Below are 23,931 nucleotides of genomic sequence, written 5' to 3' on the forward strand. Positions count from 1 at the left end.
GTCGCCGTTATCATCGGAGTGAGCGGTTGTACATTGTGCTGGACAACTTTTCCCCTCACCACCATAAGAAAGTCAAGACTTGGGCCCGTGAAAACAACGTGGAGTTGATCTATACGCCGACATATGCATCTTGGTTAAACCGGATTGAATGTCATTTTGGCCCGCTTCGCAAGTTCGTTTTCGAAGGAAGCAATTATTCATCTCATGATGAATTGGCTAAAGCCATCCAAGCATACATCCGTTGGCGCAACAAAAACAAACATCACGAAGCCATCTTAAAAGAACAAAACAAGATCAAGGTTGCCTGAAGGGGCACTAGCTCACGACATCGATTAACCCAATCGCGTGCTTCGCGCGCTTCAGTAGCGAGACATATTTCCGGGATTTGTTCTGCCGGCCAGCAGTAGCCGAGCAAACGCGCTACAGCGACTTGGAGTACGGTATGGGCCTCGGCTTTCGCTGGATGGCCGTGAAATGACCATTGAGTGAGATCTTGACATAAAATGTGCCTAGGATCATCCATCTCTGCCGCGATTCTTTGCCAATAATCGAAATCGAAAAGGGCGGATTCGATTGATTTAATAGCGACACTCACTTTTTTGTCGATCTTCCGAACTTCACGATTAAACTCCGAACTACTTGCAAATGCCCAGAGAGCTTTAAAATATTCTTCTTTGCGAGGAATAATAACTGCAGCCCCATGAGTGAACAACTGTCCTGTATACAAATTAAATGTAATGGTGTTTGGGCCGTATTTTAACGTATGCCTGATCATCGAAAACCCTTGAAATAACGCCATTTCTCAAGGATGAACCATCTTCTGTACAAAGCAATTCTCTCTCATTATCTGAGGTTCGTTTGCAATTTTGTTTGCAATTTCGTTTGCAGTTTTGTTTGCAAAAAGGCCGGGATCATCCCGGCCTTATATGTTTTAAGTTTCAATTCCTCATAGGTAACCTACAACTTAGGAGAGGGGGTACAAATACCTATCCCCGAGGAGAGAAGGGCAAAATGGACGTGCTCTTGTTCATCTTGGTTTCAATTCCTCATAGGTAACCTACAAACGGACCTTGGATGTGGCCGTGATGTTGGAGGGCGGTAAACCCGAGTTTCAATCCCTCATAGGCAACCTACAAACAGCGATGACAAACAAGAAGTGAAAGATGCCGTCTAAGTTTCAATCCCTCATAGGTAACCTACAAACATGCGCCTTGGGGGGTATAGATGGGAATTTTACGACAGTTTCAATCCCTCATAGGTAACCTACAAACCCTGAAAAAAGCCCGCCAAATTCATCATTTACATATTTACACTATAACCTTTGGGAATAATTTCGTCAATTGGGAAAATGGCTATTCCCCTTCTTCCACTTGGCTTTTAAGGGATTGGAAGAAAATGAAAGCGTCGTCGACCTCCAGGGGTTTTTGCATTATCGGAGGTCGACGACACCTAACTTGAACAATTCATCTCACTTAAACAAGCGGGAAAATCCCCGGCTTATTTTTGCTTCCCAATTTCCTCTATGGTCGATGCGATTTGATCCGTCAGGGCTTGCAGGAGCAATCTTCCCTTTTCTGCGGTTGCTCGAGTGGGAAAGCCAATTGTCCCGCTTTTGGTATATGGTTTCATTCCTACGGTTTCCAGGAAAGGACGATCAGGTGAATCACAATCGGATCGTTTGTCTTCTTTCACGGCTTTCGGCATCAGATGCATGATAAGCGAGGTCTCTCCCTCTCCGGCATGCATGTCCCGACTAATGGTCTCGGTGATCCCAGCCGCCTGATAAGCTTGTTCCCAGTGACGGCGGTTGGGAAACGGCCCCCATACCGTTCGTGGATCTTCGACATTCAATTCCTGAACAATATTCCTTAGAAGATGATTCCCGCCGTGTCCGTTGATGATAACGATCCTTGAAATGCCTGACCGTTTCAGCGATTGGACAATATCGGTGACCACCGCTGTCAATGTATGAACCCTAAGGGATATACAACCGGGAAAATCCGCGTGCTCAAAGGAAGCGGAATACGGCAACAACGGAACACAGAAAGAGGATTCAAACCGCTTGGAGAGCTGTTTTGCCAATGCCTCGGCGATGATTCCATCCGTGTTTATGGGAAGATGGTAACCGTGTTGCTCGATGGCTCCGATCGGGAGAAAGGCCAAGTTTACATCTGTCAGTTCGTTCCACGACGAAAAGGAATCCATTATTCACACTCCTGTATGGTGACAGGCTGAGTGTTATCCCATCTTTTCTTTTTTTTGGGATTTTTACTGAGGCGTTCTTATTGTGACGACAAAGGATCGGGGACTCTCCCCTTTGGATGGGAGTTTCAATCCTCTATACTGAGGTGTTCTTATTGTGACAGCAGATGCTGAATTTCTTGGTATAATTGGACTTCTACGCCATTTTGCGAACACCTCCGGGGTTTTGGCCGAAGCTCCCGGTGTTCGCAAAATTCATCCCTCATAGGTAACCTACAAACACGAGCAGATTAAACGGCTGGAGGAGAAAATCTACGTTTCAATCCCTCATAGGTAACCTACAAACGTGGATGATCCAACAGAGGAAGCAGCTGTAACCACAGTTTCAATCCCTTATAGGTAACCTACAAACTTGGTCGAAGTGCGATTGTTGCGGGAATCCTGAAGTGTTTCAATCCCTTATAGGTAACCTACAAACCCCAAATTCTCAAGCCCCGGATAATCGCTGGTGGAGGGTGTTTCAATCCCTTATAGGTAACCTACAAACGCGAAGCGCCGAGCGAGCGACGCAGACCCTTGACGAGGTTTCAATCCCTTATAGGTAACCTACAAACGGAAGCGGCCTCGTTTGTTATTGCAGACAGACTGTAGGTTTCAATCCCTTATAGGTAACCTACAAACGCTCCTAAATGTCGAGAACATTGATTTTAGCGTCCAATGACGTTTCAATCCCTCATAGGTAACCTACAAACCGGGTATGGCCAGGCGGGGCGGGAAGACGGCCAGCCTCGTTTCAATCCCTCATAGGTAACCTACAAACCCCCTGAAAAAGCCCGCCAAATCCATCATTTACATATTTACACTATAACCTTTGGGAATAATTTCGTCAATTGGGAAAACGGCTGTTTCCCTTCTTTCACTTGGCTTTTGGAGATTTGGAAGAAAATGAAAGTGTCGTCGACCTCCAGGGGTTTTTGCATCATCGGAGGTCGACGACATCTTAAGTTGAGTTGATTGAGAACCGTTCATTTTCCCCTTTACAGTAAATCCCCTTTTGCCCTGTATAGCTTGATCCCCTTGATTTCACCTTTTACTAAATTGTGGTTGGACATGCAAACATCAGCGTTACAATGGACATTTACTCTCATGTAATTCCGAGCATACAACGCGAAGCCGCAAAAATGTTCGATCAGATTCTGGATCAAGACGCTTTAACCGACTAAAGGTTAGAAATTCGTTAGAAGTCGGGCCGGGAAATAAAATGACGGGGGCTGAAAACCCCCGTCATTCTTGGTCGGGGCGGCCGGATTTGAACCGACGACCCCCTGGTCCCAAACCAGGTGCTCTACCAAGCTGAGCCACGCCCCGTAAGGAAATTTGATTTTTTGATAAAAAATTGCACCAAAGGCAAAACTGCTTGATTCGGACAAGGGATATGACGGGAACGATTTAAAGGCTTCCTTATTGTCCTCCGCATTATTCGCATAGAACATGATAACACAGGGGTCCAGGAAAGTGAAGCCCCAGAAATTTTCATCAAACGAGTATTCGATGGGGTGTCTTATAAACCAAATGAGACCGGTGTTCATCCATCCGGTATACGCCGGTTGAAGAGGGTAGGGTGCCTTCATCCAAAATGAGTCTGCCCATCGACGGGCGCACCGTTTTCATTCCACCCGATCCATCCAATCTGCCGCGGGAGGCCCGGCTCACCGCTTGATGTGAGGAATCGTAAGGGGACCCGATGGCGCCTTCCACCGAGAGGAGGTTTTCCGCAAAAGCGGCCGGGTTCCTTCTCTAGATCCCTTCGGTTCTCCGGACGGCGGTGTTCAGACGCTCTTCATGGGAGACTACAGGGCGCAAAAAATGGCCCGTTCCGGTTCCCGATAAGCTGTGGCGAAGATTGACCAACAAACCTGATGTCCTTGCTTTTTTGCAGTCAACCATCACAGGGAAGTCGGAATGGCGTGTATAAACAGAACGCAACTTGAACTGAGAAAGTGCCGGTGATCGCTTGCGATGCGGACAAAGAAGAAATCAATGCACGACAGACTGGAGTGATGGACGCTTTTGGCATGGGATAGAAAGGCGTGATAAATGTGTTTCGATCCCCGGATAGTCGTTCAAGGGGTTTAATTCTCCGGTGTCCGTTCCGAATTTGCAAGGCCCTGATTTGTCCCCTGTCTCACCTGTTTCCACACTTGCTCCGTGAACTTTTGTCGGTGGCCTGATCTCTGCCAAAAAAATCCCCCGACCCTTTTGTGTAAAGAAAAACAGGCCGAACGCCGAGCCTTGCGAAGGTGGGCTTGGCCGATAGGGTTTACCCGCCCGTCAACCGTCGATGTTTGGCCTGCGCAAGAATCCATTTTGGGCAAAATAAAATTGGGCTTCGAAAGCCCAATTTTAAACTGGTGCCGAAGGTGGGAGTCGAACCCACATGGTCGTAAGACCACACGATTTTGAGTCGTGCGCGTCTGCCAATTCCGCCACTTCGGCATGTCAGGTCTTGTGGTTGTTGGATTTGCCCCTGCTGCACCAGGAATGATCCTCAACCGGACAATGCATAATATAACACGACCGGATATGAAATGTCAACACCCCTCGACAAATCCTTTCCCTGCTTCGGGGTGATTTCCTGCGAAGGCTGCCTTTTTCGGCCACAAGACGCAGAAGTGTAAGGTACACCCTGCTCCCCTTTTACTACTTTTTGTCTAGTCGATTCGCGGTCGATCCCTTGATTTTGCGTCAGTACGCCGATTTCCCGGGCTTTTTTGCTTCACGGCACCGTGATGAACGGCTTCAACACGGATGAATATCTTTCGTCCGATTTGTGATTTCACATCTTGTCTGTTTCGACGTTTCGCATGGCTTCTGGAAAATGCAAGCATTCCGCTTTCGCGGCGCAGTCTTCCCTTCCCTGCCGAGGAAAATTTTTTTGCGACTTTAAAATAGGAAATTTGCGAAGAATGATCCATCCGGTTTTCAATAAATATTCATTGTATGCCCGACAATCTTATACTTACGTTGTATAGCCTATTCAAGGATAACGTGGTACCATGTACCCGGTGACACTGGGGTACTCGGCAGTACTCTTTGTAACGCTGTCGTTGGGGCAAATCCTTCATCCCAAACATCCGTAATTTCATACGTGACAGGCATCGATTCTCCAGAATGTGATCGATGAATCTTTTCATACACGCGTTGGTTCATGAAGGATTTTCCAGGTCCGATGGAGAAACTGAAGAGTGATCGTCCGGCGCAGAGCGCCGCGAGGCAAGGGGGATTTGGTACATGCGATTGAGGGATGAATACCTTTGTACCCTGACGGACTTCCACATTCGTGACGGCTTGGCGGTGGAGGAGCCCGTTTACCAGGAGCATCTGCAACGGTGCCCCCGCTGCCGGGAAAAAATCCGCCGGCACCGGGCGAGGGTGCAACCAAGACCGGCTCGTCGGACAAGCGGACAAGCCCGTTCGATCACCGTCTCCACGAGGCCCGCAGATCCGAAATACTGGGCGCTGCCTCCGCGGAAGGAACGCAGAAAACGCCAGAAAAAATGGGTTCTCGTCGGTTCGACCGCCGCTTCCCTGTTGCTGCTCCTGACGGGGTATTCCCACAACAATCAGGGGGCGTCGAATTACACCAATAACGCCCAGGCGAATCCCATCGTCACGGAAGACGATTTGGAGGGCCTGAACAATGCGGAACGGACCATTCTCATGACGGCGGCTCCGGGAGTCCGCGCGACCGGTACGCTGTACATCCTGAAAACCGACAACCCCGACGAGAAAAAACTGGCCATTGCCATTCGGGGATTGAAGCCGTCCTCCAACCACGTATATCAGGTGTGGAAACACTCCGGCGATCGGGTGGAATCCCTCGGAACCGTCGATCCTTCCGAGGACGGAACGGTCATGTTCGCTTCCCGGTTGACCGATTACGGCTCCATCGAGGGAATCACCATCACCAAGGAAAAACGGTATGAAAAGGAACCGATGGGGCGCGACATGCTCGTTGCCGCCCTGTCACCCACCTGGGAGAAAAACACGTTCCTCAACGGCCGTTATAAAACGGCGAAAAAGAAAAGCGAATCCGTCAGCCGGCAAGGGAAAAACCTCACCCAATCCATCGATGTCTCCCGGATGAGCGACGGCAAGGAAAGCCGGTATTCCTATTCCCACGGAGCGGGCACCCTGAAAAAGACCCGCAGCACCGGCACCAAACAATCCTTGAACCAGGCTCCTTCCCGTTCCAATCCGGTGCAACAAAAGCCGCAAGTGACGCAACCGAAAAACGACGCGAACCAAGCGGACAAAGGCAGCCAAACCACTTCCCCCACCAACAATACGAACAACACCACAAACACTGATAACAACAATACCAACAATAACAATACCAACGCCGGCAGCAACAACAGCGGGAGCTCTTCCAACAAGAGGCTGCTGGACATAAACCTGAATCTGGGCATTATCAAAGTGGGCATCAAGCTGTAAAAAAACCATTGAAGCCTGCTGACGCGATCGGCGGTCAGCAGGCTTATCTTTTGCAAAAAGAGGGGGAACCATCCCCCTCATTTCATCTCTTCAATGCGCCGATGAATTCTCTCCACCGGCAAAATCACCTGAGTAAACGTCCCCTCTCCCACGATGGCTTTGTCATGTTTGGCGACCACCCGGCAAACCACCTTGTTGGGCTTCACTTCCGTCGCCTCGGCAATAAAAGTGACTTGCTTCCCGATGGGGGCGGGAGAACGGTGCTCCACGGTGATGGAACCGCCCACCCCTTCTTCTCCTTCCTCGAGGAAGGGAAGGATGACCTTTCTCCCCACCCATTCCATGTAATAAACCATGGTCACGGTGGATAAGACGGGATGGATCATTTCCCCGCCGAAGGCGGCGGTCATATCCTCCGTCACCGTGATGCTCATCGTCTCCCGATGACCTGGATGAAGTCCCGGTTTCACAGGCCGCTCCCCCTCAAACGCCGAAGGGGTTGAGGGGCTTGGAACCGATGTAGGAAAGGACACTCTTGGTCTCGGTGTACAGGTCCAGCGATTCGATGGCCAGCTCCCGCCCGAATCCGGACTGTTTGTAACCCCCGAAGGGCAAGCCCGGGAAGGCGGAGAAGGGATTGTTGATCATGACCACGCCCGCCTTCAACTGTCCCGCCACGCGGTGGGCCCGGCTGAAATCGCGGGTCCAGAGGGAGGCGGCCAATCCGTAGATGGTGTCGTTGGCCAAGCGGATCACTTCCCGCTCGTCGCTGAACTTCATCACCACCACGACCGGACCGAAAATCTCCTCCTGGGCCACGCGCATGTCGTTGGTCACATCGACGATGACGGTGGGCATGTACCAGTGTCCCTTTTCAAATTCGGGACCCTCCGGCCGTTTTCCGCCGTAGAGCACCCGGGCCCCTTCCTTTTCCGCCAGGCGGACGTAGGAATCGATCACTTCCAGCTGACCCGCGGAAATGACCGCCCCCACATGGGTGTCCGGGTCCATGGGGTCGCCCACCTTCAATTTTTTCGCCTTTTCCACAAACCGCTCCAGGAACTCGTCATAAATCGCTTCGTGGACAAACAGCCGGGAACGGGCTTCGCAGGACTGCCCGGTGTTGTAATAGATGCCGAAGAGGGATCCGTTCACCGCCGCTTCCAGATCGGCATCCTCGAAGATGATGTTGGGCGATTTGCCGCCCAGCTCCAGGGTGACCCGCTTCAGCGTCTCGGAGGCCCGGGCCATGATGTCTTTCCCGGTCTTCGTTTCCCCGGTGAAGGCCACTTTGTCCACGCCGGGATGCTCCGTGAGATAGGCGCCCACATCGGTGCCGCTTCCGGTGATCACGTTGATCACCCCGGCGGGAACTCCCGCTTCGTGACAAATGTCCGCCAGCGTGAGAGCCGTGATCGGCGTCAGGGTGGCCGGTTTCAGCACAATGGTGCATCCGGCGGCCAGCGCCGGAGCCACCTTCCACGCCGCCATCATCAGCGGATAGTTCCAGGGCACGATCTGGGCGCAGACGCCGACCGGCTCCTTCACCGTATAATGGAAAAATCCGTTCGGAACCGGCTTGGTGCTTCCCGACAAGGTGGAAACCGCCCCGGCATACAGCTCGAAGTCCTCAATGGCCTGCATGATCTGACCCCTGGCGGCGGACAGGGCCTTGCCGCTGTTGATGACCTCCAGCTCCACCAGCTCGTTGAAGCGCTCCCGCATGATCGCCGCCACCTTGTTCAGGATCTGGCCGCGGCGGGAAGCCGGCCAACGGGCCCATTTGCTGTTTTCCAGAGCTTCGCGGGCGGCGGAAACGGCTTTGTCCACGTCCTTCCGCGTCGCCTTGGCCACCCGGGCGATCACCTCTCCGGTGGCCGGATTGTAGGTGTCAAAGTACTCGCCGGAAGAACTGGGAACGTGTTCTCCGTTGATCAGCAGGTGATACTCCTCTTTCAACAGTGCGGGCTTTTCCTTCAGCATCCAATCATCCTCCTCTTTTCCGGCTTCCAGCTCGGGCCGAAGCTCGGCCTTAAGATCACTTCCCCTCGGCGACTTCGCCGATCATCATCGTCACCAGGGAACCGGCGAATCCCATCAGATCCTTGGCCGCCGCCTTGCCCTCGGCGGAGGACATCGCCGCGTCCAGGGCCCCGCGGTCTTCGAAATACATCTCGGCCAAAAGATAATAGGGCGCCTCCCCGCCCATCGGCGTCCCCACCAGGCGGGTCACCTCCAGCTTTTTCAGCCCCGGCATTTTCTCGGCCAAGGGAGCGTGCACATTCCAATAATGGTCGTCAAAGGCCTTTTTGTCTTCGGGATGGCGGTAAAGGGCAATCAGTTTGACCATGACAGATCCCTCTTTCCTACGTAGGATGATGCTCTGTCCAATAAGGCAGCCGAAAATCCCTGCTTATCCCTTCATCTTCACCGGATTGCGCCGGTCGATCACCCGGACGGCCTTCCCTTCGCTCCGGGGAATGGTCCGTGGCTCACGCAGGACAACCTCCGTCGTCACGCCGAGCACATCCTTCAACTTGGCACGCAGGCGGAAGGAGAGCTTTCCGCAGGATTCGTGCTCCAGGGAGAAGGAGGGGCCCAGGTGGCGGACAAAGGTTTCCGACAACTCCACCTCGAGAACCAGCTTGTCCATCACCCCTTCCTTCGACACCACCAGCTGGTAGTGGGGCGCCACCTCTTCCATTCCCAGCACCACTTGCTCCACTTCCGAAGGGAAGACATTGACGCCGCGGATCACCAACATGTCGTCGATCCGCCCCTTGATGCGGGACATCCGGACATGGGTGCGCCCGCAGCGGCACGGCTCCGTGTACAGCGCGGCGATATCCCCCGTCCGGTAACGAATGACAGGGTTTGCCTCCTTGGTCAGGGAGGTGAACACCAGCTCGCCGAACTCCCCCTCGGGCAGCGGTTCGCCCGTCTCGGGGTCGATCACCTCGGGCAGGAAATGATCCTCGGCGATGTGCAGGCCGTCCTTCGCCTCCCGGCACTCGATGGAAACGCCGGGACCGATCACTTCCGACAGGCCGTAAATATCGATGGCGTCGATGTCCCAGGTTTCCTCCAGGGTGCGCCGCATTTCCTCGGACCAGGCTTCCGCTCCGAAGATTCCGTACTTCAGCGACGTGTCCCGGGGGTTTTTGCCCGCTTCGATCATCGCTTCCGCCAGGCTCAGCACGAAGGAGGGCGTCCCGCAGATCCCCCGGGGACGAAAATCTTGAATCAGGGTGACCTGCCGCGAGCGGTTGCCGCCGGACACGGGAACCACCGTCATGCCCAACCGCTCGCCGCCGTAGTGAAGACCCAGCCCCCCGGTAAACAGGCCGTAGCCGTAGGCGTTGTGGAGCACATCCCCGGGCTGACCGCCGGAGGCGACAATGGCCCGGGCGCACACGTCCGCCCAATGCTCGATGTCTTTGCGGGTGTATCCCACCACCGTCGGCTTCCCTTTGGTGCCGGACGACGCGTGGATGCGGATCACCTGCTTCAGATCGACGGCAAAAAGGCCGAAGGGGTACTGTTCCCGGAGATCCGCCTTGCGGGTGAAGGGCAGGCGGTGAAGATCCTCCACTCCCCGTATGTCCTCCGGAGTGATGCCCGCCTCGTCAAACCGTTGGCGGTAGAAGGGCACCCGGTGGTACACCCTTTCGACCACTTTCCGAAGCCTCTCCGACTGAAGCCTCCGCAGATCCTTCCGATCCATCGATTCCCATTCCGGTTGAAACACCCGACCATCCTCCTTTCCGGCACTCCCCCCCACTCCCCCATTTTTCCTATGATCTCTATACGGGTTTCATGCCTTCAAAGGGCTGGCGGCAACGCCTGCAGTAGAAAATCGAACGGCACGCCGTCGGCCCGAAAAGGTTGTGGATTTCTCCTCCTTCGGCGCCGCAGTAGGGGCAAGGAGGAACGATATCCATGGGATTTTCCCCGGCGGGACGGGGAGGAGCAATCCCGAAGGAGGCCAGGCGCTTTCTCCCCTCCTCCGTAATTCGATCCGAAGTCCAGGGAGGATCATACACGAACTTGACCTCCACGTCGGCCACGCCTTCCACCTGAAGGAGGCGGTTCCGCACGTCCCGTCGGATGATGTCCAACGCGGGGCACCCGACAAAGGTGGGCAAAATCTCCACCGTCACCCGGTCCCCCTCCACCAGCAGGCGATGAATCATCCCCAGGTCCACCAGACTGATCGTGGGTATCTCCGGGTCTTTCACCTCTTGCAAAGCCTGCCACAGGGCACTCCTGTTGTCGCTCATGCGGATCACCTCCTTCCCCCGATCACCACCGGGCGGCCGGATCCAACCGGAACACCTCCGTCATCGAATCCAGCAAGCGTTCCAAATCGGGGGTGTGCTGCCCCTTTCTCCCGTCCAAATCGGGCGCAGCCGGAGAACCCGGCCAGGGAAGCTTCGCCTCCTCAAAGGCGGGGCGCACCTGCTGCTCCCAACGCCTCTTGAGCTCGGCGGCTCCAAAGGGAATGATGCCGAATTCCAACAGCCGGCTCTCCGCGTCTCCCAGCGAAAAGAGTCCGCCGATTTCCGGCCACAAATCCCGAACCGCCCGGCGCATGCGCTCCGTCGCCTCCCCACCGGCCGACCCCAGCCGGGTGAACCACAGGCGCATGTGGAGGAGATGATAATGTTCCTCCCGCCGGATCTTGGTCACCCCATGGGCCAAGGGAACGTAACCGGAGGTCGAAAGCGCTTCCAATCGAATTTGATCAAACACATCGTAGAAGAAGTGACGGGCGATCGTATAGGCCCAGTCTCCGTTGGGACGCTCCAGCACCACCGCGTTGCGGCGCCGGTTCGCTTCCCGGCCAAAGGCGAGGCGGTCGGAATCGGTTTCCCCCAGTTCGTGGAGCCGCTCGTAGAAGTAAACGGAGTGTCCCACCTCGTCCTGGGCGATGGAGCTGAACGCCACATCCTCTTCGATATCCGGGGCCAATCCCAACCATTCGGAATCGCGGTGCCCCATGACGAGTTCGTCATCCGCCAGCTGGAACAACAGCTCGGTCAGCGCTTCCCGGTACCCACTGATTTTTGCCGCTTCTGACGCTGACTCCACACGCATCGGCCATCACCCCGCTCCCGCATATTCCTCGTGCAAAGCCCGGCCATCCCTTTCGGGAAAAAGCCCCGAAAGGCCCGGCGACAAAGCCCCCGGCGGGGGGGCGGAAGGCGCCGTTGACGTCCGCCTGCGGCGCGCCCTCCCTTCCCCCGCTTCAAAAACGGCCCCGCCGGGACCGTCCGGAATCCTTTTCCCCGTCCGACACGAGGAGGGACTTTCTCCTCTCCGCTTCCTTTTCCTCAAAGTAGCGGATCATCTCGTCGAAATCCGGATTCCCCTCCTTGAACATCTTCCACAGCCGCCCGTTTTCCGAATAACCGGAGACCTTCCGGTATCGGCGGTCCAGCTCCCGGGCGAAATAATCCCCTTCGGAGGGCGCGGCGTGGATGGATTCCCGGGGAACCACCCACAGGTTGACCGCCGGGTCGCGGCGCAGAAAATTCTCCCGGGCCGTAATCAGCGCCACATCCGGGGAAGGAGCGATCACGCTGCCCACATGCTGGTGATGATCCAGGGCCGACTTTTGGACGAACACCTCATAAACGCCGAACTCCAGTTTTTCTTCCCGCTCCTCCATGGCCGAACCCCCTTTCCCTGCTCAAACCGCGGCGGCCGCCCGCGCCGAACGGAGCATCGCCTCGCGCACCCAACGCTGCCCTTCGTGGGCCTGCCTGCGCAACTGGATCCGCTCCTGGGACTTGGGACCGCAATTTTTGCGCACGATCCGGGAAAACTTCTCCCAATCCGGCGGCGTGTATACCCACCGCTTCTTCTCTTCATCGTAGTGAAGCTCCGGATCCGGCACCTTGAGACCGAGGGCGCGGATTTGCGGGACGTACTTGTCCAGAAACTGCTGGCGCAGCTCCTCGTTGGTCTTGACCCGAATCCGGTATTCGAGCATCCGGCGGGCGGCGTCGGTGATCTGCGGCGGACCGAAGAAGAACAGCAGGGATTCCCACCAGCGGTTCAGGGCATCCTGCAGCATGTCCCGCTGCTTTTGGGTGCCCATCGCCATGGCGAGGATGATGTTTTCCCCGTGCTGCATGTGGAAGCTCTCCTCGGCGCAGATCCGCTTCAACACCCGGGCGTAAGGGGCATAGGAGGTCTCCAGCAGCGACACCTGGGTGATGATCGCCGCCCCGTCCACCAGCCATCCGATCAACCCGGCATCCGCCCAGGTTTCCGCGTCCATGTGGAACACGTTGTGAAACTTGACCCGGCTGAGAAAAATGTCCGTTATCAGGTCCTCCCGGTTTTTGCCGAGGGGGGCGGCCAGATCCTCCACCACCCGGAGAAGCAGTTGGCCGTGTCCCATCTCGTCCTGCACCTTGGCCATCAGGCTCAACTTGCGCCGGAGATTGGGGGCCTTGGGAACCCACTGCTTCTCGGGATACACCCCCATGACCTCGCTGATCCCGTGCATGTGGATCAGCTTGATGAGAAGTTGCCGGTATTCATCCGGCATCCAGTCCGTCGCTTCGATCTTTTCGCCCCGCCGAATCCGCTCCATGAACTGGGCATGGCGCTCATCGAGACTCATCCTTCTCCCTCCTTGTGGACAGCAATGCCCGACAGAATGATCTCCGCGAAGCGATCGGCGATCTCTTCCGGGGTCAAGGGCCCCTCCGGCTGGTACCACTGGTACATCCAGTTGGCCGCCGAAAGGACCAGGAGGCGGGCAAATTTGGGATCTCGCCCGCAGAACTCCCCCTTTTCGATGCCCTCTTCAAAGATGCGGGCCCAAAGGGATTCGTACTCGTCCCGTTTCCGTTGAATGATTTCTCTCCGCTCCTTCGACAGAGCCTTCCACTCGTGAAAGAAGACCGTCGCACCCTCCAGGTTGTCCGCCACCACCCTCGCGTGGGCCGTCAATCCCCGCCGCAATTTCTCCCGCGGCGATCCCGGCCCCTCGACAATGGGGCGAAGGGAACCGAGGAAGGCTTCCGCTCCCCGGTCGGTGATCTCGAAGAGCAGGTCTTCCTTCGAGTTGATATGGGCATACAGACTGCCGGACAAAATGCCGCTGGCTTCGGAGATGTCGCGGATCGTCGTTCCGTGATATCCCTTGGTGCTGAAGAAGCGCCGGGCCACCTCCAGTATCCGTTCTTTTCTCCCCACTCGAGGCATTGCAATGACTCCTTTGTCTAAAACAAGCGCTTGCTTGTTTTTAGAATATACCGATGATATTGATTCTGTCAATAAGAAATAACTGAAAAAAATAAAAGAAAAAAGAGGCGAAGGCGCATTTCCCTTTCGCTTTCCCCGGATTTTCTTTAGCGCCTTCATCGCCTCTCACCCGTCCCGGTCCCAGGAGCCGGTTGTCTCCCCGGGCGTCCCGGGGGACCCTTCATGAAAGGCCGCTTGCACCCGCCGGACGGCGCTTCACCGGCCTTGAACAAACGGCATCAGGGGCGGCGCAGGTCGAACTGCATCAGCGGCAGCATGCGTCCCGGAATGGCCGTCGAAGGAACCTCCCCCACCCGTCTCGCTCCCATCGCCCGATAAAAGGGCTCCGCATGGGGATCGCTGTGAATGAGAATCCGGTCGGCTCCCCGGACTTTCGCCGTCCGGACCGCGTGAAGCCACAGGGCCTTTCCGTACCCTTTTCCGATATCGTCCGGCTCCACAAACAGAAAGGACAATTCTTTCCGCGAACCCTCTCCGGTCAGCTCGTAAAATCCCCGTATCCTTCCCCCATCCTCCAGGACAAAAACCCTTCCCTCGGCAATGTTCTCCGGAGAAACCTTCAGGGGATCGCGGCACTTAGCCATAAATCCCTCATCGTATCCCCAGTGCGCTTTGGAGCGAAAAGCCAGGTCGCTGAGCCGCTTTGCCTCCTCCGGCCGCGCGGGGCGAATCCTCGTCCCGGCCCGCATCCATCCATCCACCTCCGAGCCTTTCCTTCTCAAGGGATTCGTGCATAGTTTCTTCCCCGCGCCGATGGCGGCCAAACCGTCTCAACGCGATCCCATCCGCACCGTTTTGGAAGGGGCGCTGAAGGGTAGGAACGAAGAAGTGATGGAAATCACGAAATCATCACCCTGGATCAAGACCAAGGAAGAAACAACGGAGGGATCACCATGACCAGGCCGATCAATCGCCAAATTCGACTCGTCCGCCGTCCCAAGGGAATGCCGGATGAGTCCTGCTTTGAACTAACCGAGGAAGCGATTCCCGAACCCCGGGAAAATGAGGTGCTCGTCCGGACGCTGTATCTGTCGGTCGACCCCTACATGCGCGGACGCATGAACGAAGGAAAATCCTACGTCCCCCCCTTCCCCCTGGGTGAAGTGATCGTCGGCGGGGTCGTCGGTGAGGTGGCCCTCTCCCGCCACCCCGACTTCGCCAAAGGGGATTTCGTGGTCGGCCAGCTCGGCTGGCAGGATTATTCCGTCGCTTCCGGCAAGCATCTGACCAAAATCGATCCCAACCTGGCGCCCATCACCACCGCCTTGGGCGTCCTGGGAATGCCCGGACTTACCGCCTATTTCGGCATGATGGACATCGGCAAGCCGAAGCCCGGCGAAACGGTGGTGGTCTCCGGAGCCGCCGGCGCGGTGGGAAGCGCCGCGGGGCAGATCGCCAAGCTCCACGGCTGCCGCGTGGTCGGCATCGCCGGATCGGAGGAAAAGATCCGGTACATCACGGAGGAACTGGGCTTCGATGCGGCGATCAATTACAAAACCGTCCCCGACATGAGAAAGGCCCTCTCACAGGCCTGCCCGAAGGGGGTGGACATCTACTTCGACAACGTCGGCGGAGACATCACCGACGCCGTCTTGACCAGGATCAATTATCAGGCCCGCATCGTCCTGTGCGGCCAAATCGCCCTGTACAACCTGGAAAAACCCGATGTGGGGCCGCGGAACTTCACCCGGTTGCTGATCAACAGCGCGATGGTGAAGGGATTCATCGTCTCCGACTACGCCGACCGGTTCCCGGAGGGGATGAAGCGGCTGGCCGAGTGGGTGTCCCAGGGAAAACTGAAATACCGGGAAACCATCATCGAAGGGCTGGAAAACACGCCCCGGGCCTTCCTCGGCCTGTTTCGGGGCGAAAACATCGGCAAACAGCTGGTCAAGGTGGCCGACCCGCAGGGGTGACATCCCGCCGTCAGGCGAGGGGCGGAAGCTCCCTCGCCCTTTTCACGCCGGCATCGGCAGGCAAAAACGGAGATGAGAACCGCTTTGACTGGAAAGAAACCGGTGGTCATGCTGGGACTGGTTACGGCGCTCTGCCTCCTGGGCGATTCCATGCTGTATATCGTGCTGCCCATCTACTGGCGGGAAGGGGGCATCGCCTCCCTCTGGGAAGTGGGGCTGATCCTGTCCGTCAACCGGTGGATCCGCCTGCCGATTCATCCGCTGGTCGGGCGGATGTATCGGAAAATCTCCCTTCGCGCGGGGATCCTTCTCGCCGTCGTCCTGGGCAGTCTGACGACCGTCGGATACGGCTTCGCCGACGGTCTGCCGGCCTGGCTGCTCCTCCGCTCGCTCTGGGGGGTGGCATGGTCGCTTTTGCGGATCGGTGGATACTATGCGATCATCCGCGCTGCAAGCGGGAAGAACCGGGGGGAAATGACGGGGACCTACAACGGTTTGTACCGTTTGGGAAGCCTCGTCGGGATGGCGGCGGGCGGCCTGTTGGGTCCCTGGATCGGCCTTCGGGACACGTCGCTGCTCTTTGGAGGCCTGTCCCTGGTCGGAATCTTCCTGCTCCTTTCTTTCCCTTCCGAAACGGTTTCCGGAAGGGAGGCCGAAGCAAAAAAAGAAAAACCGGCCCGCCATCCGCTCGGGTGGGGAAGGGCCTTTCCCGTACTGTTCAGCGTTTTTTGGGTGGCCCTGGTCTTTCAGGGGATTCTCCCCTCCACGCTGAGCGCCTTCATTCTCCGCTTCGGCGAAACGGTGACGCTTATGGGCTTCACCCTGGCCGCCACCGCCTGGTCCGGAATCCTTCAGGGCGCGCGATGGGGGTGGGAACCGTTCCTGGCGGGGCGAATCGGTCGCTGGTCGGACGGCACGTCGGGCAGGATCCCTTTGTTTGTGGCCTCGCTCATCCTTTCCGCCGCGGGGTTGTCGGCAATGTTGATCTCCTCGGCGTTTCCGCTGTGGACGGCGGCAACCCTTTTGGTTCTGCTGACGGGAACGTCCCTCACCACCCTCTCCGACGCCCTCGCCGCGGATGAAGCGGTCCGCACCCGCAACGATTCCCTGTTGCCCCTGACCGCTTTGGCCCAGGATCTGGGAGCGGCGGTCGGACCGGTCCTGGCCTATTTGCTGATGGAATCCGGGGCGGATCTCTGGCGGGTCTACGCGACAGCGGCCGCGGGCTTCGCCGCCATGGCCTGGTTCTGGCACCGGAGTCCATCCTGCGGGCGGGCGGGGAAAAAGGAGAGGGCCGGCGGAGCGGATTCCGCATGCTCCGCCGGTGTCGTCCGCGTCAACGAAATCACTCGGCGCGAGGAGAGAAAAAAGTGAAAGGAATCCGGACAATCGAAAGCTGCACCCGCAGGGGGACGGGCGATTGGAACGAAGACGGGCTGATCCTCCATCCACCCGCCCATCGATACGGAGTGGTGGACGGGGCGACCGGATTCGATCCCGTGCGCGATCCCCTCGGACGGACTCCCGGCCGGATCGCCATGGAAACGGTGGTGAGCACTTCTCTTGGGGAGAAGGATTCCGCTTCCCTCCGCTTTCTCACCCTGGAAGCCAACCGGAGGCTCCGGACCCTCATGCAGTCGTACGGGGTGGATGTCTCCGATCCGTCCCGCCGCTGGAGCGCGGCCCACGCCGTGGTTCAAATCCGGGGGGATCATTTGGAATGGGTGCAAAGCGGCGACTGCAAGATCTATGCCGCAAGCCGCGACGGCGAGGTCCTGTCCCTTGCCGAGGACCGGGTCAAACCCCTGGACGATCTGGTCCTTTCCCGGTGGGTGGAAGAATTCGAAGGGAGCCGACCGGATGGAGTCCTCCCGGAACCGATCCGGGAAGATCTGCGGAAAAACCGCGCACGGGCAAACCGTCCGGGGGGCTATCCCGTGATCAACGGAGATCCCGCCCTGGAGAAGCATTTGCAGTCAGGAACCCTGTCCCTCAAAGGCCTCTCCTTCCTCCTGCTCGTCACGGACGGCATGGTTCCCCGGCACAGGGATGAAGCGGAGTGGGTCCGAAGGATCGGGCAAGAGGGGTTGGCGACGATGATGGATGAACTCTTACGGGAAGAACGTCGGGACCCAACCTGCGCACGGATGCCCCGATTCAAGGTCTCCGACGACAAAGCGGGGATTCTGATCCGATTTGAATGAAAAGGGGCGGGCGCCGTCATACCGGGGGCGGAAAGGGACCTTCCTTTCTCCTCCGGCTTTTTTGTTCTCTCTTTGGCCCGGTTGGGCGACGGCCTAATAGGAATCAGAAATCGTGCCCTCGAGACATCACCGGGGTGAAGAGACGGCCATGTCTCATTTCCTTACCTGAAACGGGTTATACCTGTTGTAATAATAATGAAATTCAATTTATAATTATAAACGAAAGGAGTGGATAAAATGCCAAAAAAGCGGATTTTCACCGCATCGGAGATTCAAAAGTTTTGCTACTGCCAGGAACAATTTCGCCTGGAAAAGCTGGAGGAACAAGGAAAGCTGCATTGGCCGCAAAAGCCGGACACGCACCGGTTGGAAGAGGGAATTGAATACCACAAGCATTTCCGGCAAAGGGAGGCGGCCGTGCCGAAGAGCCAGGTCTTGCTGATCGGTTTGGGGGTTGTCTTCGGTTTGATATGCCTTTGGCTGATCACCCGTTAGGGGGGATGAGGATGGAACTTTTTCTTGCGCTCTTATTGATCGCCGTCCTGATCGGGTATTGGGTCCAAAAGGGAAGAAAACGGAAACCGAAGGGAAAGCTGCTTTACTCCGACATGAACGGATGCGGCCGCGCCTGGGTGGACCCGGAATGGGGAATCAAGGGGAAGCCGGACGAGGTTTGGGAAAACGACGGCCGCTTGCATATCGTCGAGATCAAATCGGGGGCTCCAAAGAAAAACACCGCCTATCGCGGCCACATCATGCAATTGGCCGCCTATATGCGGCTTGCCAAAGTTCGATTCGGCAAACCCGTCGAAGGCGGGGAAATCCGTTATTCCAACGGGAAAACCTTCCGCTACCATTGGGATGATCAAATGAAAAGGGAGCTCCTCGCCGTGTTGCAACAGATGAGACACGTGGAAGAGACGGGAGAAACCTTCGTATCCGCGACGGCAAACCAATGCAGGCGCTGCCTTTACAACCCCGTTTGCGAAAAGAAACGGTACGCATGAAAAGGGCGACAAAGCGCCAGAAGCTTTAGCGGCAGCGCCGTTTCGGGCAGGTTTGGCACAGCTGCCCGTCCCCGACTTCACAATAGAGACAGCAGGTTTTGCGGATCCGCACCGGCTGGTCGCATCCGGGAAGGCAGCACTTCTCGCAGAAGAACCGCTTGAGCGGATTTTTTCGTTCTCCGAACAGCGAAGGATGGGCGCTCAGCAGGCAGTGAAAATCCTCGTTGATGCGACTTCTCTTCTCCTCCCCGGCTTTCCCCGGCATGTAGGTTTCGTACATCCAGTAGAAGTAGATCGACGCATTCTCCCAGAGAACGGTGGGCGACAGGCCGGAGACCCGGGAAACCGTCCGGATCACTTTCGCAAGATGATCCCGGAACACCGCCCCGACAATTTCCTCCCGCCAGGAGGCGCGGTCGCTCCCTTCGGGAGAGGAGACCTCCCGCTCCTTCAGGTGCAATCGGGCCCGCCAGGCGCCTTCCCCGGGAAAAGTGACTTCCAACAGGCAGTTGTCCGCTCCGACCTTGAGTCCCTTATCCAACAGGGTCATGGCATACAAGGTCGGCATCAACAGGCAGTAACTGTATTGTTTGAGGAGCAGGGAAGCGGTGACGTACAGGGAAGGGAACCGCAGCCGGTCCGTCAAGTCGCGAAGCAAGTATGCCGCCTGATCCCCGTCCATCAAGGCGCGGGGGTCGATCCGGCCGGCGTCGGGTTGAAGCCGGACCGCCAGGTTGCAATCCTTTTCGAGGCGGATCACGTCCTCCTCACTGAGTGTCGACAGCACGAAGGTTTTCATCTTCCGCTCGTCTCCCTTTTCCGCATGGAATGCACAACGGTTTTCCGTAAACGGGATCCTTCATGACCAGGCATTCGATGCCGAACACCCTTTTCACCAGTTCCGGGGTGATGATCGACTCCGGTTTTCCGTGGGCATACACCGTCTTGTCGTGCACCACCACCATGTTGTCCGCATACCGGGCGGAAAGATTCAAATCGTGAAGCACCATGATGATGGTCCTTCCTTCGCTTCGGTTCAGTTCGTACAGCAGATCCAGGATGTCGAGCTGGTGGGACAAATCCAGATAGGTGGTCGGTTCGTCCAGCAAGATCGTGTCGGTCTCCTGGGCCAGCACCATCGCGATCCACACCCGCTGCCGCTGTCCGCCGGAAAGGGAATCCACCGTGCGCTCCTCGAAACCTTCCAGATTGGTGATTTTCAGCGCCCTTTTCACGGCCCGCTCATCCTCTTCCGACCATTGCCGCATCCAGTTTTGATAGGGATACCGCCCCTGCTTCACCAGCTGCAGCACCGTAAGGCCCTCGGGGCACTCCGGCGACTGGGGCAGAATGGCCAATTTCCGGGCCACCGCCTTGGTGGACAGGGTGGTGATCGCCTTCCCGTCGAGGATGACGGAACCCTTCCGGGGCTTCAACAGCCGCGCCAGGGAGCGGAGCAGGGTGGATTTTCCGCTGCCGTTCGAGCCGATCAGAACGCTGATCTTCCCCTTCGGGAAGCAGTGATCCAGATTTTCGATCACCGGCTGATCCCCGTAGGCCAATGTGAGGGATTTCGTTTCCAGCGCATTCATCCCCGACACCCCTTCAATTTCGACTCCGAATCAACAGATAGATGAAATAAGGTGCGCCGATCGCCGAAGTAAACACACCCGCGGGGACCTCCAGGGGAGAAAACGCCGTCCGTCCGATCCAATCCGCTCCCATGACCAACAGGCCGCCGATCAGCGCGGACACCGGAATCAGCGCCCCGTAAGAGGGTCCGACCAGCCTTCTCCCGATGTGCGGCGCCATCAGTCCGACAAAGCCGATTCCTCCGGCAAAGGCCACCGCTCCCCCCGCGAGGGCCGTGCTGCAGGCCAATAGAAGCAGCCGCTCCCGCTGAACCCTGCTTCCCACGCCCCTCGCGATATCCTCGCCCAGCTCCTGGACGTTCAGCTTTCGCGCGCCGATCCAGACGAAGGCGACCAGCAACAGCACCCAGGGAAGAAGGGTGGTGACGTGGTTCCAATTGGAACCGTTCACACTTCCGGTCGTCCAAATGTGAACCTGCGTGGCCAGATAGATCGGCCCGAAGATGATCATGATGGTGGTCAAGGCTTGCATGGCGTGGGTCAATCCGATGCCGATCAACACGAGCCGCAGGGGGGTCACCCCTCCCTTCCAGGCCAGCGCGTAGACGACCGCCCCCACGAGAAAGGCGCCGAGGAAGGCCGCCAGGGGCAGCCATTGGACGCTGACGGTCAGGGCGTTCGCCCGGTCGCTGAAGGCGGTGTAAAAACTGACCACCGCAAAAGACGCTCCACCGGTGATCCCCATCAGGTCCGGCGACGCCAGCGGATTGCGGATGATCCCCTGCAGCACGGCGCCGGACACCGCCAGCGCCATCCCCGCCAGCACGGCCAGGAGAATGCGGGGAAGCCGGAAGGAGCGGATCACCAATTCATGCATCCCCTCCCCCGCTCCGAAGAGGGCTTTGACCACCTCCACCGGCGGGATGGCCATATCCCCGGTGCCGAGGCTGAGGACCGCCACGCCGGCGACCAGGACCAAAAGGATCCCCAAAAGGGCGACCGCTTTTTTGTCCATCAGCAGGGAGACCCGTCTCAGGCGAAAGGGAAGATAACGGCTCATAACCGACTCAACCCCCTTCGCGCGATGTACACGAAGAAGGGTGTCCCGATCAAAGCGGTCATGACCCCCACCGGAACTTCATTGGGCATGATGACGTACCGCGCGCCGATGTCGGCGAGGAGCAGCAGGAGCGCTCCGAGCAGGGCGCTGTAGGGAATCACCCAGCGCTGGTCCATCCCCACCAGCCCCCTCGCGATGTGGGGGATCACCACGCCGATAAAACCCACGGGCCCCGCGACGGCGACGGACCCGCCCGCGAGCAGCGCGATGACGACACCGGCGAGAATTTTGACGATGACGGTCCGCTGCCCCAAACTGACGGCCACATCTTCCCCCATCAACAGCACATTCATCTGCCCGGCAAGCAGGAGCGCCCCCAGCCAGCCGGCGGCCAGATAGGGCAGGACCGCCAGGAGCACCTCCAGCTTTCGGCCCTCCACGGATCCCGCCAGCCAGAACAGCACTTCCTCCAGGGCCTTTTCGTTCAAAGCCAGCATCCCCTGGGTCAAGGAGGCGAACAGGAGCCACAGCGACGCGCCCGCCAGCGTCAGCTTCACGGGCGTCAGGCCGCCCTGCCCCGCGGCACCCAGCAAGTAGACGATGAGCGTGGACAAGATCGCTCCGAAAAAGGCGAGCCAGGCAAATTGATGAATGGATGAAACGGAGAAGAAGGTGGCCGACAAGACGATGAAGAAGCCGGCCCCCGCGTTGATGCCGAAAATGTCCGGCGAAGCCAGGGGATTTCTCGTCAGCCCCTGCAACAGGGCGCCGGCGACCGCCAGGCTCACGCCGACCGCCGCCCCGATCAACGCCCGCGGAATGCGGTTTTCCAGCACGATGATGTGCTCCTTGGAACCGTTGAAATCGGTCAGGGACTGAAGCGCCGTCTTCCATCCCACTTCAGTGTAGCCGTACACCACACTGCAGCATGCGAACAGGATGACCAAGGCGCCTCCCAGCACAAGGCCCGCAATTTTTTGCCGCGTGGTCTTGATCCATGCGCTCAACGGATTCGTACCTTTCTGTGAAAGATCTCACCACCAGTCTATACGGGTTTGTTACAACTGTCAATGATAATCATTATCATTTCCCCGTTGACAGGAATCATCCATGCGGTTTATTCTAGTCATCGTAAATGATATTCATTTTCAATTAAATTCAGGAGGGCTACACATGATATTCGGAAAATTTCGCTGGATGGCGGCATCCATCGCCCTGTTGCTGGCTTTGACCGCCTGCGGCACCAATACGGACACCGGTCGGAGCGATGCGGAGGATGCCTCCTCTTCCCTCGTCGTCGAACACGCCATGGGAAAAACGGAGGTCCCTGAGGATCCCAAACGGGTGGTCATCCTCACCAACGAAGGGACGGAAGCCCTGCTCGCCTTGGGAATCAAACCGGTGGGCGCCGTGAAATCCTGGCTGGGCGACCCCTGGTATGATCATATCGCCGATCAAATGAAAGGCGTGAAAGTGGTCGGAACGGAGAGCGACATCAATCTGGAAGCCATCGCCGCCCTGAAACCCGATTTGATCATCGGCAACAAAATGCGCCAGGAAAAGTGGTACGACCACCTCAGCCAGATCGCCCCCACCGTCTTCTCCGAAACCCTCCGCGGCGACTGGAAGATCAACTTCGAGCTGTACGCCAAAGCGGTCAACCGGGAGGAAAAAGGAAAGGAACTGATGGCGTCCTTTGATCAGCGGGTCGAAGAGATCCGGAAAAAGCTGGGGGATCAGGTGAACCAAGAGATCTCCGTCGTCCGCTTCATGCCCGGAAATGCGCGGATTTACTACAAGGATTCCTTCTCCGGGGTGATCCTGGAGCAAATCGGCTTCAAACGCCCGCCCTCCCACGACAAACAGGAATTTGCCGACGAGGTGACCAAGGAACGCATTCCCGACATGGAAGGAGACGTGCTGTTCTACTTCACCTATGAAACGGGGGACGGGGAAGCGGTCAAAACGGAAAAGGAATGGACCGGCGATCCCCTGTGGAAAAATCTGAAGGTCGTCAAGAGCGGAAACGCCCACAAGGTGAGCGACGCGATCTGGAACACCGCCGGCGGCATTCTCGCGGCCAATTTGATGCTGGACGACATCGAGAAGTTTTTCCTGGAAGGAAAGAAATAAGCGGCCAAAAAAGAGCGACCCGGATGAACCGGGTCGCTCCTT

The 23,931-nt window shown here is 57.2% G+C and carries 24 protein-coding genes and 2 tRNA genes; 8 read left to right on the forward strand and 18 right to left on the reverse strand.

Translation table 11 applies throughout. The features are described from left to right. Positions 1 to 308: transposase (locus BM063_RS11575; RefSeq protein ID WP_177199125.1), on the forward strand; the 308-nt coding region annotated here is incomplete at its 5' end. Here the strand turns inward: BM063_RS11575 and BM063_RS17300 are convergent. The 4 genes from BM063_RS17300 to BM063_RS11590 form a co-directional block, all read right to left on the reverse strand. Beyond that, positions 263 to 775 (reverse strand): hypothetical protein, encoded by a 513-nt coding sequence (locus BM063_RS17300; protein ID WP_143085333.1) that lies wholly within the window; start codon positions 773 to 775, stop codon positions 263 to 265. The two genes, BM063_RS11575 and BM063_RS17300, sit on opposite strands and share 46 nt — an antisense overlap. 722 nt (positions 776 to 1,497) lie before the next feature. Further along, positions 1,498 to 2,205 (reverse strand): creatininase family protein, encoded by a 708-nt coding sequence (locus BM063_RS11580; RefSeq protein ID WP_092039163.1) that lies wholly within the window; start codon positions 2,203 to 2,205, stop codon positions 1,498 to 1,500. A 1,288-nt stretch (positions 2,206 to 3,493) separates the two neighbouring features. Then, positions 3,494 to 3,570: transfer RNA gene (locus BM063_RS11585), tRNA-Pro, on the reverse strand. A 1,041-nt stretch (positions 3,571 to 4,611) separates the two neighbouring features. After that, a tRNA-Leu gene (locus BM063_RS11590) sits at positions 4,612 to 4,698 on the reverse strand. Between the two features lie 795 nt (positions 4,699 to 5,493). On the opposite strand from BM063_RS11590, the gene BM063_RS11595 reads away from it, so the two are divergent. Next, positions 5,494 to 6,696 (forward strand): anti-sigma factor, encoded by a 1,203-nt coding sequence (locus tag BM063_RS11595; RefSeq protein WP_092039165.1) that lies wholly within the window; start codon positions 5,494 to 5,496, stop codon positions 6,694 to 6,696. A 77-nt stretch (positions 6,697 to 6,773) separates the two neighbouring features. Here BM063_RS11595 and BM063_RS11600 read toward each other — a convergent pair whose 3' ends face one another. The 10 genes from BM063_RS11600 to BM063_RS11645 form a co-directional block, all read right to left on the reverse strand. Then, entirely contained in the window at positions 6,774 to 7,166 is a 393-nt protein-coding gene (locus BM063_RS11600; RefSeq protein ID WP_092039167.1) for a thioesterase family protein, read from the reverse strand. 13 nt (positions 7,167 to 7,179) lie between these two features. Then, positions 7,180 to 8,679, reverse strand: coding sequence for an aldehyde dehydrogenase family protein (locus tag BM063_RS11605; protein ID WP_092039170.1), 1,500 nt, complete (start codon positions 8,677 to 8,679; stop codon positions 7,180 to 7,182). A gap of 55 nt (positions 8,680 to 8,734) precedes the next feature. After that, a complete protein-coding gene (locus BM063_RS11610) occupies positions 8,735 to 9,046 on the reverse strand; it encodes an EthD family reductase (RefSeq protein WP_092039172.1) in 312 nt (103 codons plus the stop codon). Between the two features lie 63 nt (positions 9,047 to 9,109). Beyond that, on the reverse strand, positions 9,110 to 10,420 hold the full coding sequence (locus BM063_RS11615; protein WP_092039264.1) for a phenylacetate--CoA ligase family protein: 1,311 nt from the start codon (positions 10,418 to 10,420) through the stop codon (positions 9,110 to 9,112). Between the two features lie 79 nt (positions 10,421 to 10,499). After that, positions 10,500 to 10,976, reverse strand: coding sequence for a 1,2-phenylacetyl-CoA epoxidase subunit PaaD (gene paaD / locus BM063_RS11620; RefSeq protein ID WP_092039174.1), 477 nt, complete (start codon positions 10,974 to 10,976; stop codon positions 10,500 to 10,502). 22 nt (positions 10,977 to 10,998) lie between these two features. Further along, positions 10,999 to 11,793: a 1,2-phenylacetyl-CoA epoxidase subunit PaaC gene (paaC, locus tag BM063_RS11625; protein WP_092039175.1), complete on the reverse strand. Its 795-nt coding sequence runs from the start codon at positions 11,791 to 11,793 to the stop codon at positions 10,999 to 11,001. A gap of 151 nt (positions 11,794 to 11,944) precedes the next feature. Beyond that, positions 11,945 to 12,367, reverse strand: coding sequence for a phenylacetic acid degradation protein (locus tag BM063_RS11630; protein ID WP_092039176.1), 423 nt, complete (start codon positions 12,365 to 12,367; stop codon positions 11,945 to 11,947). A 21-nt stretch (positions 12,368 to 12,388) separates the two neighbouring features. Then, positions 12,389 to 13,330 carry a 1,2-phenylacetyl-CoA epoxidase subunit PaaA gene (gene paaA / locus BM063_RS11635; RefSeq protein ID WP_092039178.1) on the reverse strand — a complete coding sequence of 314 codons (942 nt, stop codon included), beginning with the start codon at positions 13,328 to 13,330 and terminating at the stop codon, positions 12,389 to 12,391. Beyond that, a complete protein-coding gene (locus BM063_RS11640) occupies positions 13,327 to 13,917 on the reverse strand; it encodes a TetR/AcrR family transcriptional regulator (protein WP_092039180.1) in 591 nt (196 codons plus the stop codon). Before BM063_RS11640 ends, paaA begins: the two co-directional genes overlap by 4 nt. 278 nt (positions 13,918 to 14,195) lie before the next feature. Beyond that, the gene (locus tag BM063_RS11645) at positions 14,196 to 14,678 is read right to left on the reverse strand and encodes a GNAT family N-acetyltransferase (protein ID WP_245752245.1); all 483 of its coding nucleotides are present in this window, start codon (positions 14,676 to 14,678) and stop codon (positions 14,196 to 14,198) included. A gap of 192 nt (positions 14,679 to 14,870) precedes the next feature. Here BM063_RS11645 and BM063_RS11650 point away from each other — a divergent pair, with 192 nt between their 5' ends. The 5 genes from BM063_RS11650 (at position 14,871) to BM063_RS11670 (ending at position 19,104) form a co-directional block, all read left to right on the forward strand. After that, a complete protein-coding gene (locus tag BM063_RS11650) occupies positions 14,871 to 15,893 on the forward strand; it encodes an NADP-dependent oxidoreductase (protein WP_092039184.1) in 1,023 nt (340 codons plus the stop codon). 84 nt (positions 15,894 to 15,977) lie between these two features. Further along, complete coding sequence (locus BM063_RS11655) at positions 15,978 to 17,267, forward strand: MFS transporter (protein WP_177199127.1); 1,290 nt, start codon at positions 15,978 to 15,980, stop codon at positions 17,265 to 17,267. Beyond that, a complete protein-coding gene (locus BM063_RS11660) occupies positions 17,264 to 18,097 on the forward strand; it encodes a hypothetical protein (RefSeq protein ID WP_092039188.1) in 834 nt (277 codons plus the stop codon). The genes BM063_RS11655 and BM063_RS11660 overlap by 4 nt, the downstream gene beginning before the upstream one ends. Positions 18,098 to 18,334: 237 nt before the next feature. After that, positions 18,335 to 18,592 (forward strand): hypothetical protein, encoded by a 258-nt coding sequence (locus BM063_RS11665; RefSeq protein WP_092039190.1) that lies wholly within the window; start codon positions 18,335 to 18,337, stop codon positions 18,590 to 18,592. A gap of 11 nt (positions 18,593 to 18,603) precedes the next feature. Further along, positions 18,604 to 19,104, forward strand: a complete 501-nt coding sequence (locus BM063_RS11670; protein WP_177199128.1) for a CRISPR-associated protein Cas4 — start codon at positions 18,604 to 18,606, stop codon at positions 19,102 to 19,104. Between the two features lie 25 nt (positions 19,105 to 19,129). Here the strand turns inward: BM063_RS11670 and BM063_RS11675 are convergent, their stop codons facing one another. Genes BM063_RS11675 through BM063_RS11690 form a run of 4 tightly spaced genes read right to left on the reverse strand, consistent with a single transcriptional unit; the run spans position 19,130 to position 22,763 of the window. Beyond that, a complete protein-coding gene (locus tag BM063_RS11675; RefSeq protein ID WP_092039196.1) occupies positions 19,130 to 19,903 on the reverse strand; it encodes an IucA/IucC family C-terminal-domain containing protein in 774 nt (257 codons plus the stop codon). Beyond that, positions 19,872 to 20,696 carry an ABC transporter ATP-binding protein gene (locus BM063_RS11680; protein ID WP_092039198.1) on the reverse strand — a complete coding sequence of 275 codons (825 nt, stop codon included), beginning with the start codon at positions 20,694 to 20,696 and terminating at the stop codon, positions 19,872 to 19,874. The genes BM063_RS11675 and BM063_RS11680 overlap by 32 nt, the downstream gene beginning before the upstream one ends. A 13-nt stretch (positions 20,697 to 20,709) precedes the next feature. Beyond that, complete coding sequence (locus tag BM063_RS11685) at positions 20,710 to 21,756, reverse strand: FecCD family ABC transporter permease (RefSeq protein ID WP_092039200.1); 1,047 nt, start codon at positions 21,754 to 21,756, stop codon at positions 20,710 to 20,712. Beyond that, entirely contained in the window at positions 21,753 to 22,763 is a 1,011-nt protein-coding gene (locus BM063_RS11690) for a FecCD family ABC transporter permease (protein WP_425439159.1), read from the reverse strand. Before BM063_RS11690 ends, BM063_RS11685 begins: the two co-directional genes overlap by 4 nt. Before the next feature lie 166 nt (positions 22,764 to 22,929). Between BM063_RS11690 and BM063_RS11695 the strand changes: the two genes are divergently transcribed. After that, on the forward strand, positions 22,930 to 23,889 hold the full coding sequence (locus BM063_RS11695) for an ABC transporter substrate-binding protein (protein ID WP_092039202.1): 960 nt from the start codon (positions 22,930 to 22,932) through the stop codon (positions 23,887 to 23,889). Positions 23,890 to 23,931 lie beyond the last annotated feature (42 nt).

This window comes from Planifilum fulgidum (assembly GCF_900113175.1).
Taxonomy (GTDB): Bacteria; Bacillota; Bacilli; order Thermoactinomycetales; family DSM-44946; genus Planifilum; species Planifilum fulgidum.

Coding starts and splice junctions, on each gene's coding strand:
- BM063_RS17300 (WP_143085333.1), bottom strand. CDS start 775: ATGATCAGGCATACGTTAAAATACGGCCCAAACACCATTACATTTAAT.
- BM063_RS11580 (WP_092039163.1), bottom strand. CDS start 2,205: ATGGATTCCTTTTCGTCGTGGAACGAACTGACAGATGTAAACTTGGCC.
- BM063_RS11595 (WP_092039165.1), top strand. CDS start 5,494: ATGCGATTGAGGGATGAATACCTTTGTACCCTGACGGACTTCCACATT.
- BM063_RS11605 (WP_092039170.1), bottom strand. CDS start 8,679: ATGCTGAAGGAAAAGCCCGCACTGTTGAAAGAGGAGTATCACCTGCTG.
- BM063_RS11610 (WP_092039172.1), bottom strand. CDS start 9,046: ATGGTCAAACTGATTGCCCTTTACCGCCATCCCGAAGACAAAAAGGCC.
- BM063_RS11615 (WP_092039264.1), bottom strand. CDS start 10,420: ATGGATCGGAAGGATCTGCGGAGGCTTCAGTCGGAGAGGCTTCGGAAA.
- paaD (WP_092039174.1), bottom strand. CDS start 10,976: ATGAGCGACAACAGGAGTGCCCTGTGGCAGGCTTTGCAAGAGGTGAAA.
- paaC (WP_092039175.1), bottom strand. CDS start 11,793: ATGCGTGTGGAGTCAGCGTCAGAAGCGGCAAAAATCAGTGGGTACCGG.
- BM063_RS11630 (WP_092039176.1), bottom strand. CDS start 12,367: ATGGAGGAGCGGGAAGAAAAACTGGAGTTCGGCGTTTATGAGGTGTTC.
- paaA (WP_092039178.1), bottom strand. CDS start 13,330: ATGAGTCTCGATGAGCGCCATGCCCAGTTCATGGAGCGGATTCGGCGG.
- BM063_RS11640 (WP_092039180.1), bottom strand. CDS start 13,917: ATGCCTCGAGTGGGGAGAAAAGAACGGATACTGGAGGTGGCCCGGCGC.
- BM063_RS11650 (WP_092039184.1), top strand. CDS start 14,871: ATGACCAGGCCGATCAATCGCCAAATTCGACTCGTCCGCCGTCCCAAG.
- BM063_RS11665 (WP_092039190.1), top strand. CDS start 18,335: ATGCCAAAAAAGCGGATTTTCACCGCATCGGAGATTCAAAAGTTTTGC.
- BM063_RS11670 (WP_177199128.1), top strand. CDS start 18,604: ATGGAACTTTTTCTTGCGCTCTTATTGATCGCCGTCCTGATCGGGTAT.
- BM063_RS11675 (WP_092039196.1), bottom strand. CDS start 19,903: ATGAAAACCTTCGTGCTGTCGACACTCAGTGAGGAGGACGTGATCCGC.
- BM063_RS11680 (WP_092039198.1), bottom strand. CDS start 20,696: ATGAATGCGCTGGAAACGAAATCCCTCACATTGGCCTACGGGGATCAG.
- BM063_RS11685 (WP_092039200.1), bottom strand. CDS start 21,756: ATGAGCCGTTATCTTCCCTTTCGCCTGAGACGGGTCTCCCTGCTGATG.
- BM063_RS11695 (WP_092039202.1), top strand. CDS start 22,930: ATGATATTCGGAAAATTTCGCTGGATGGCGGCATCCATCGCCCTGTTG.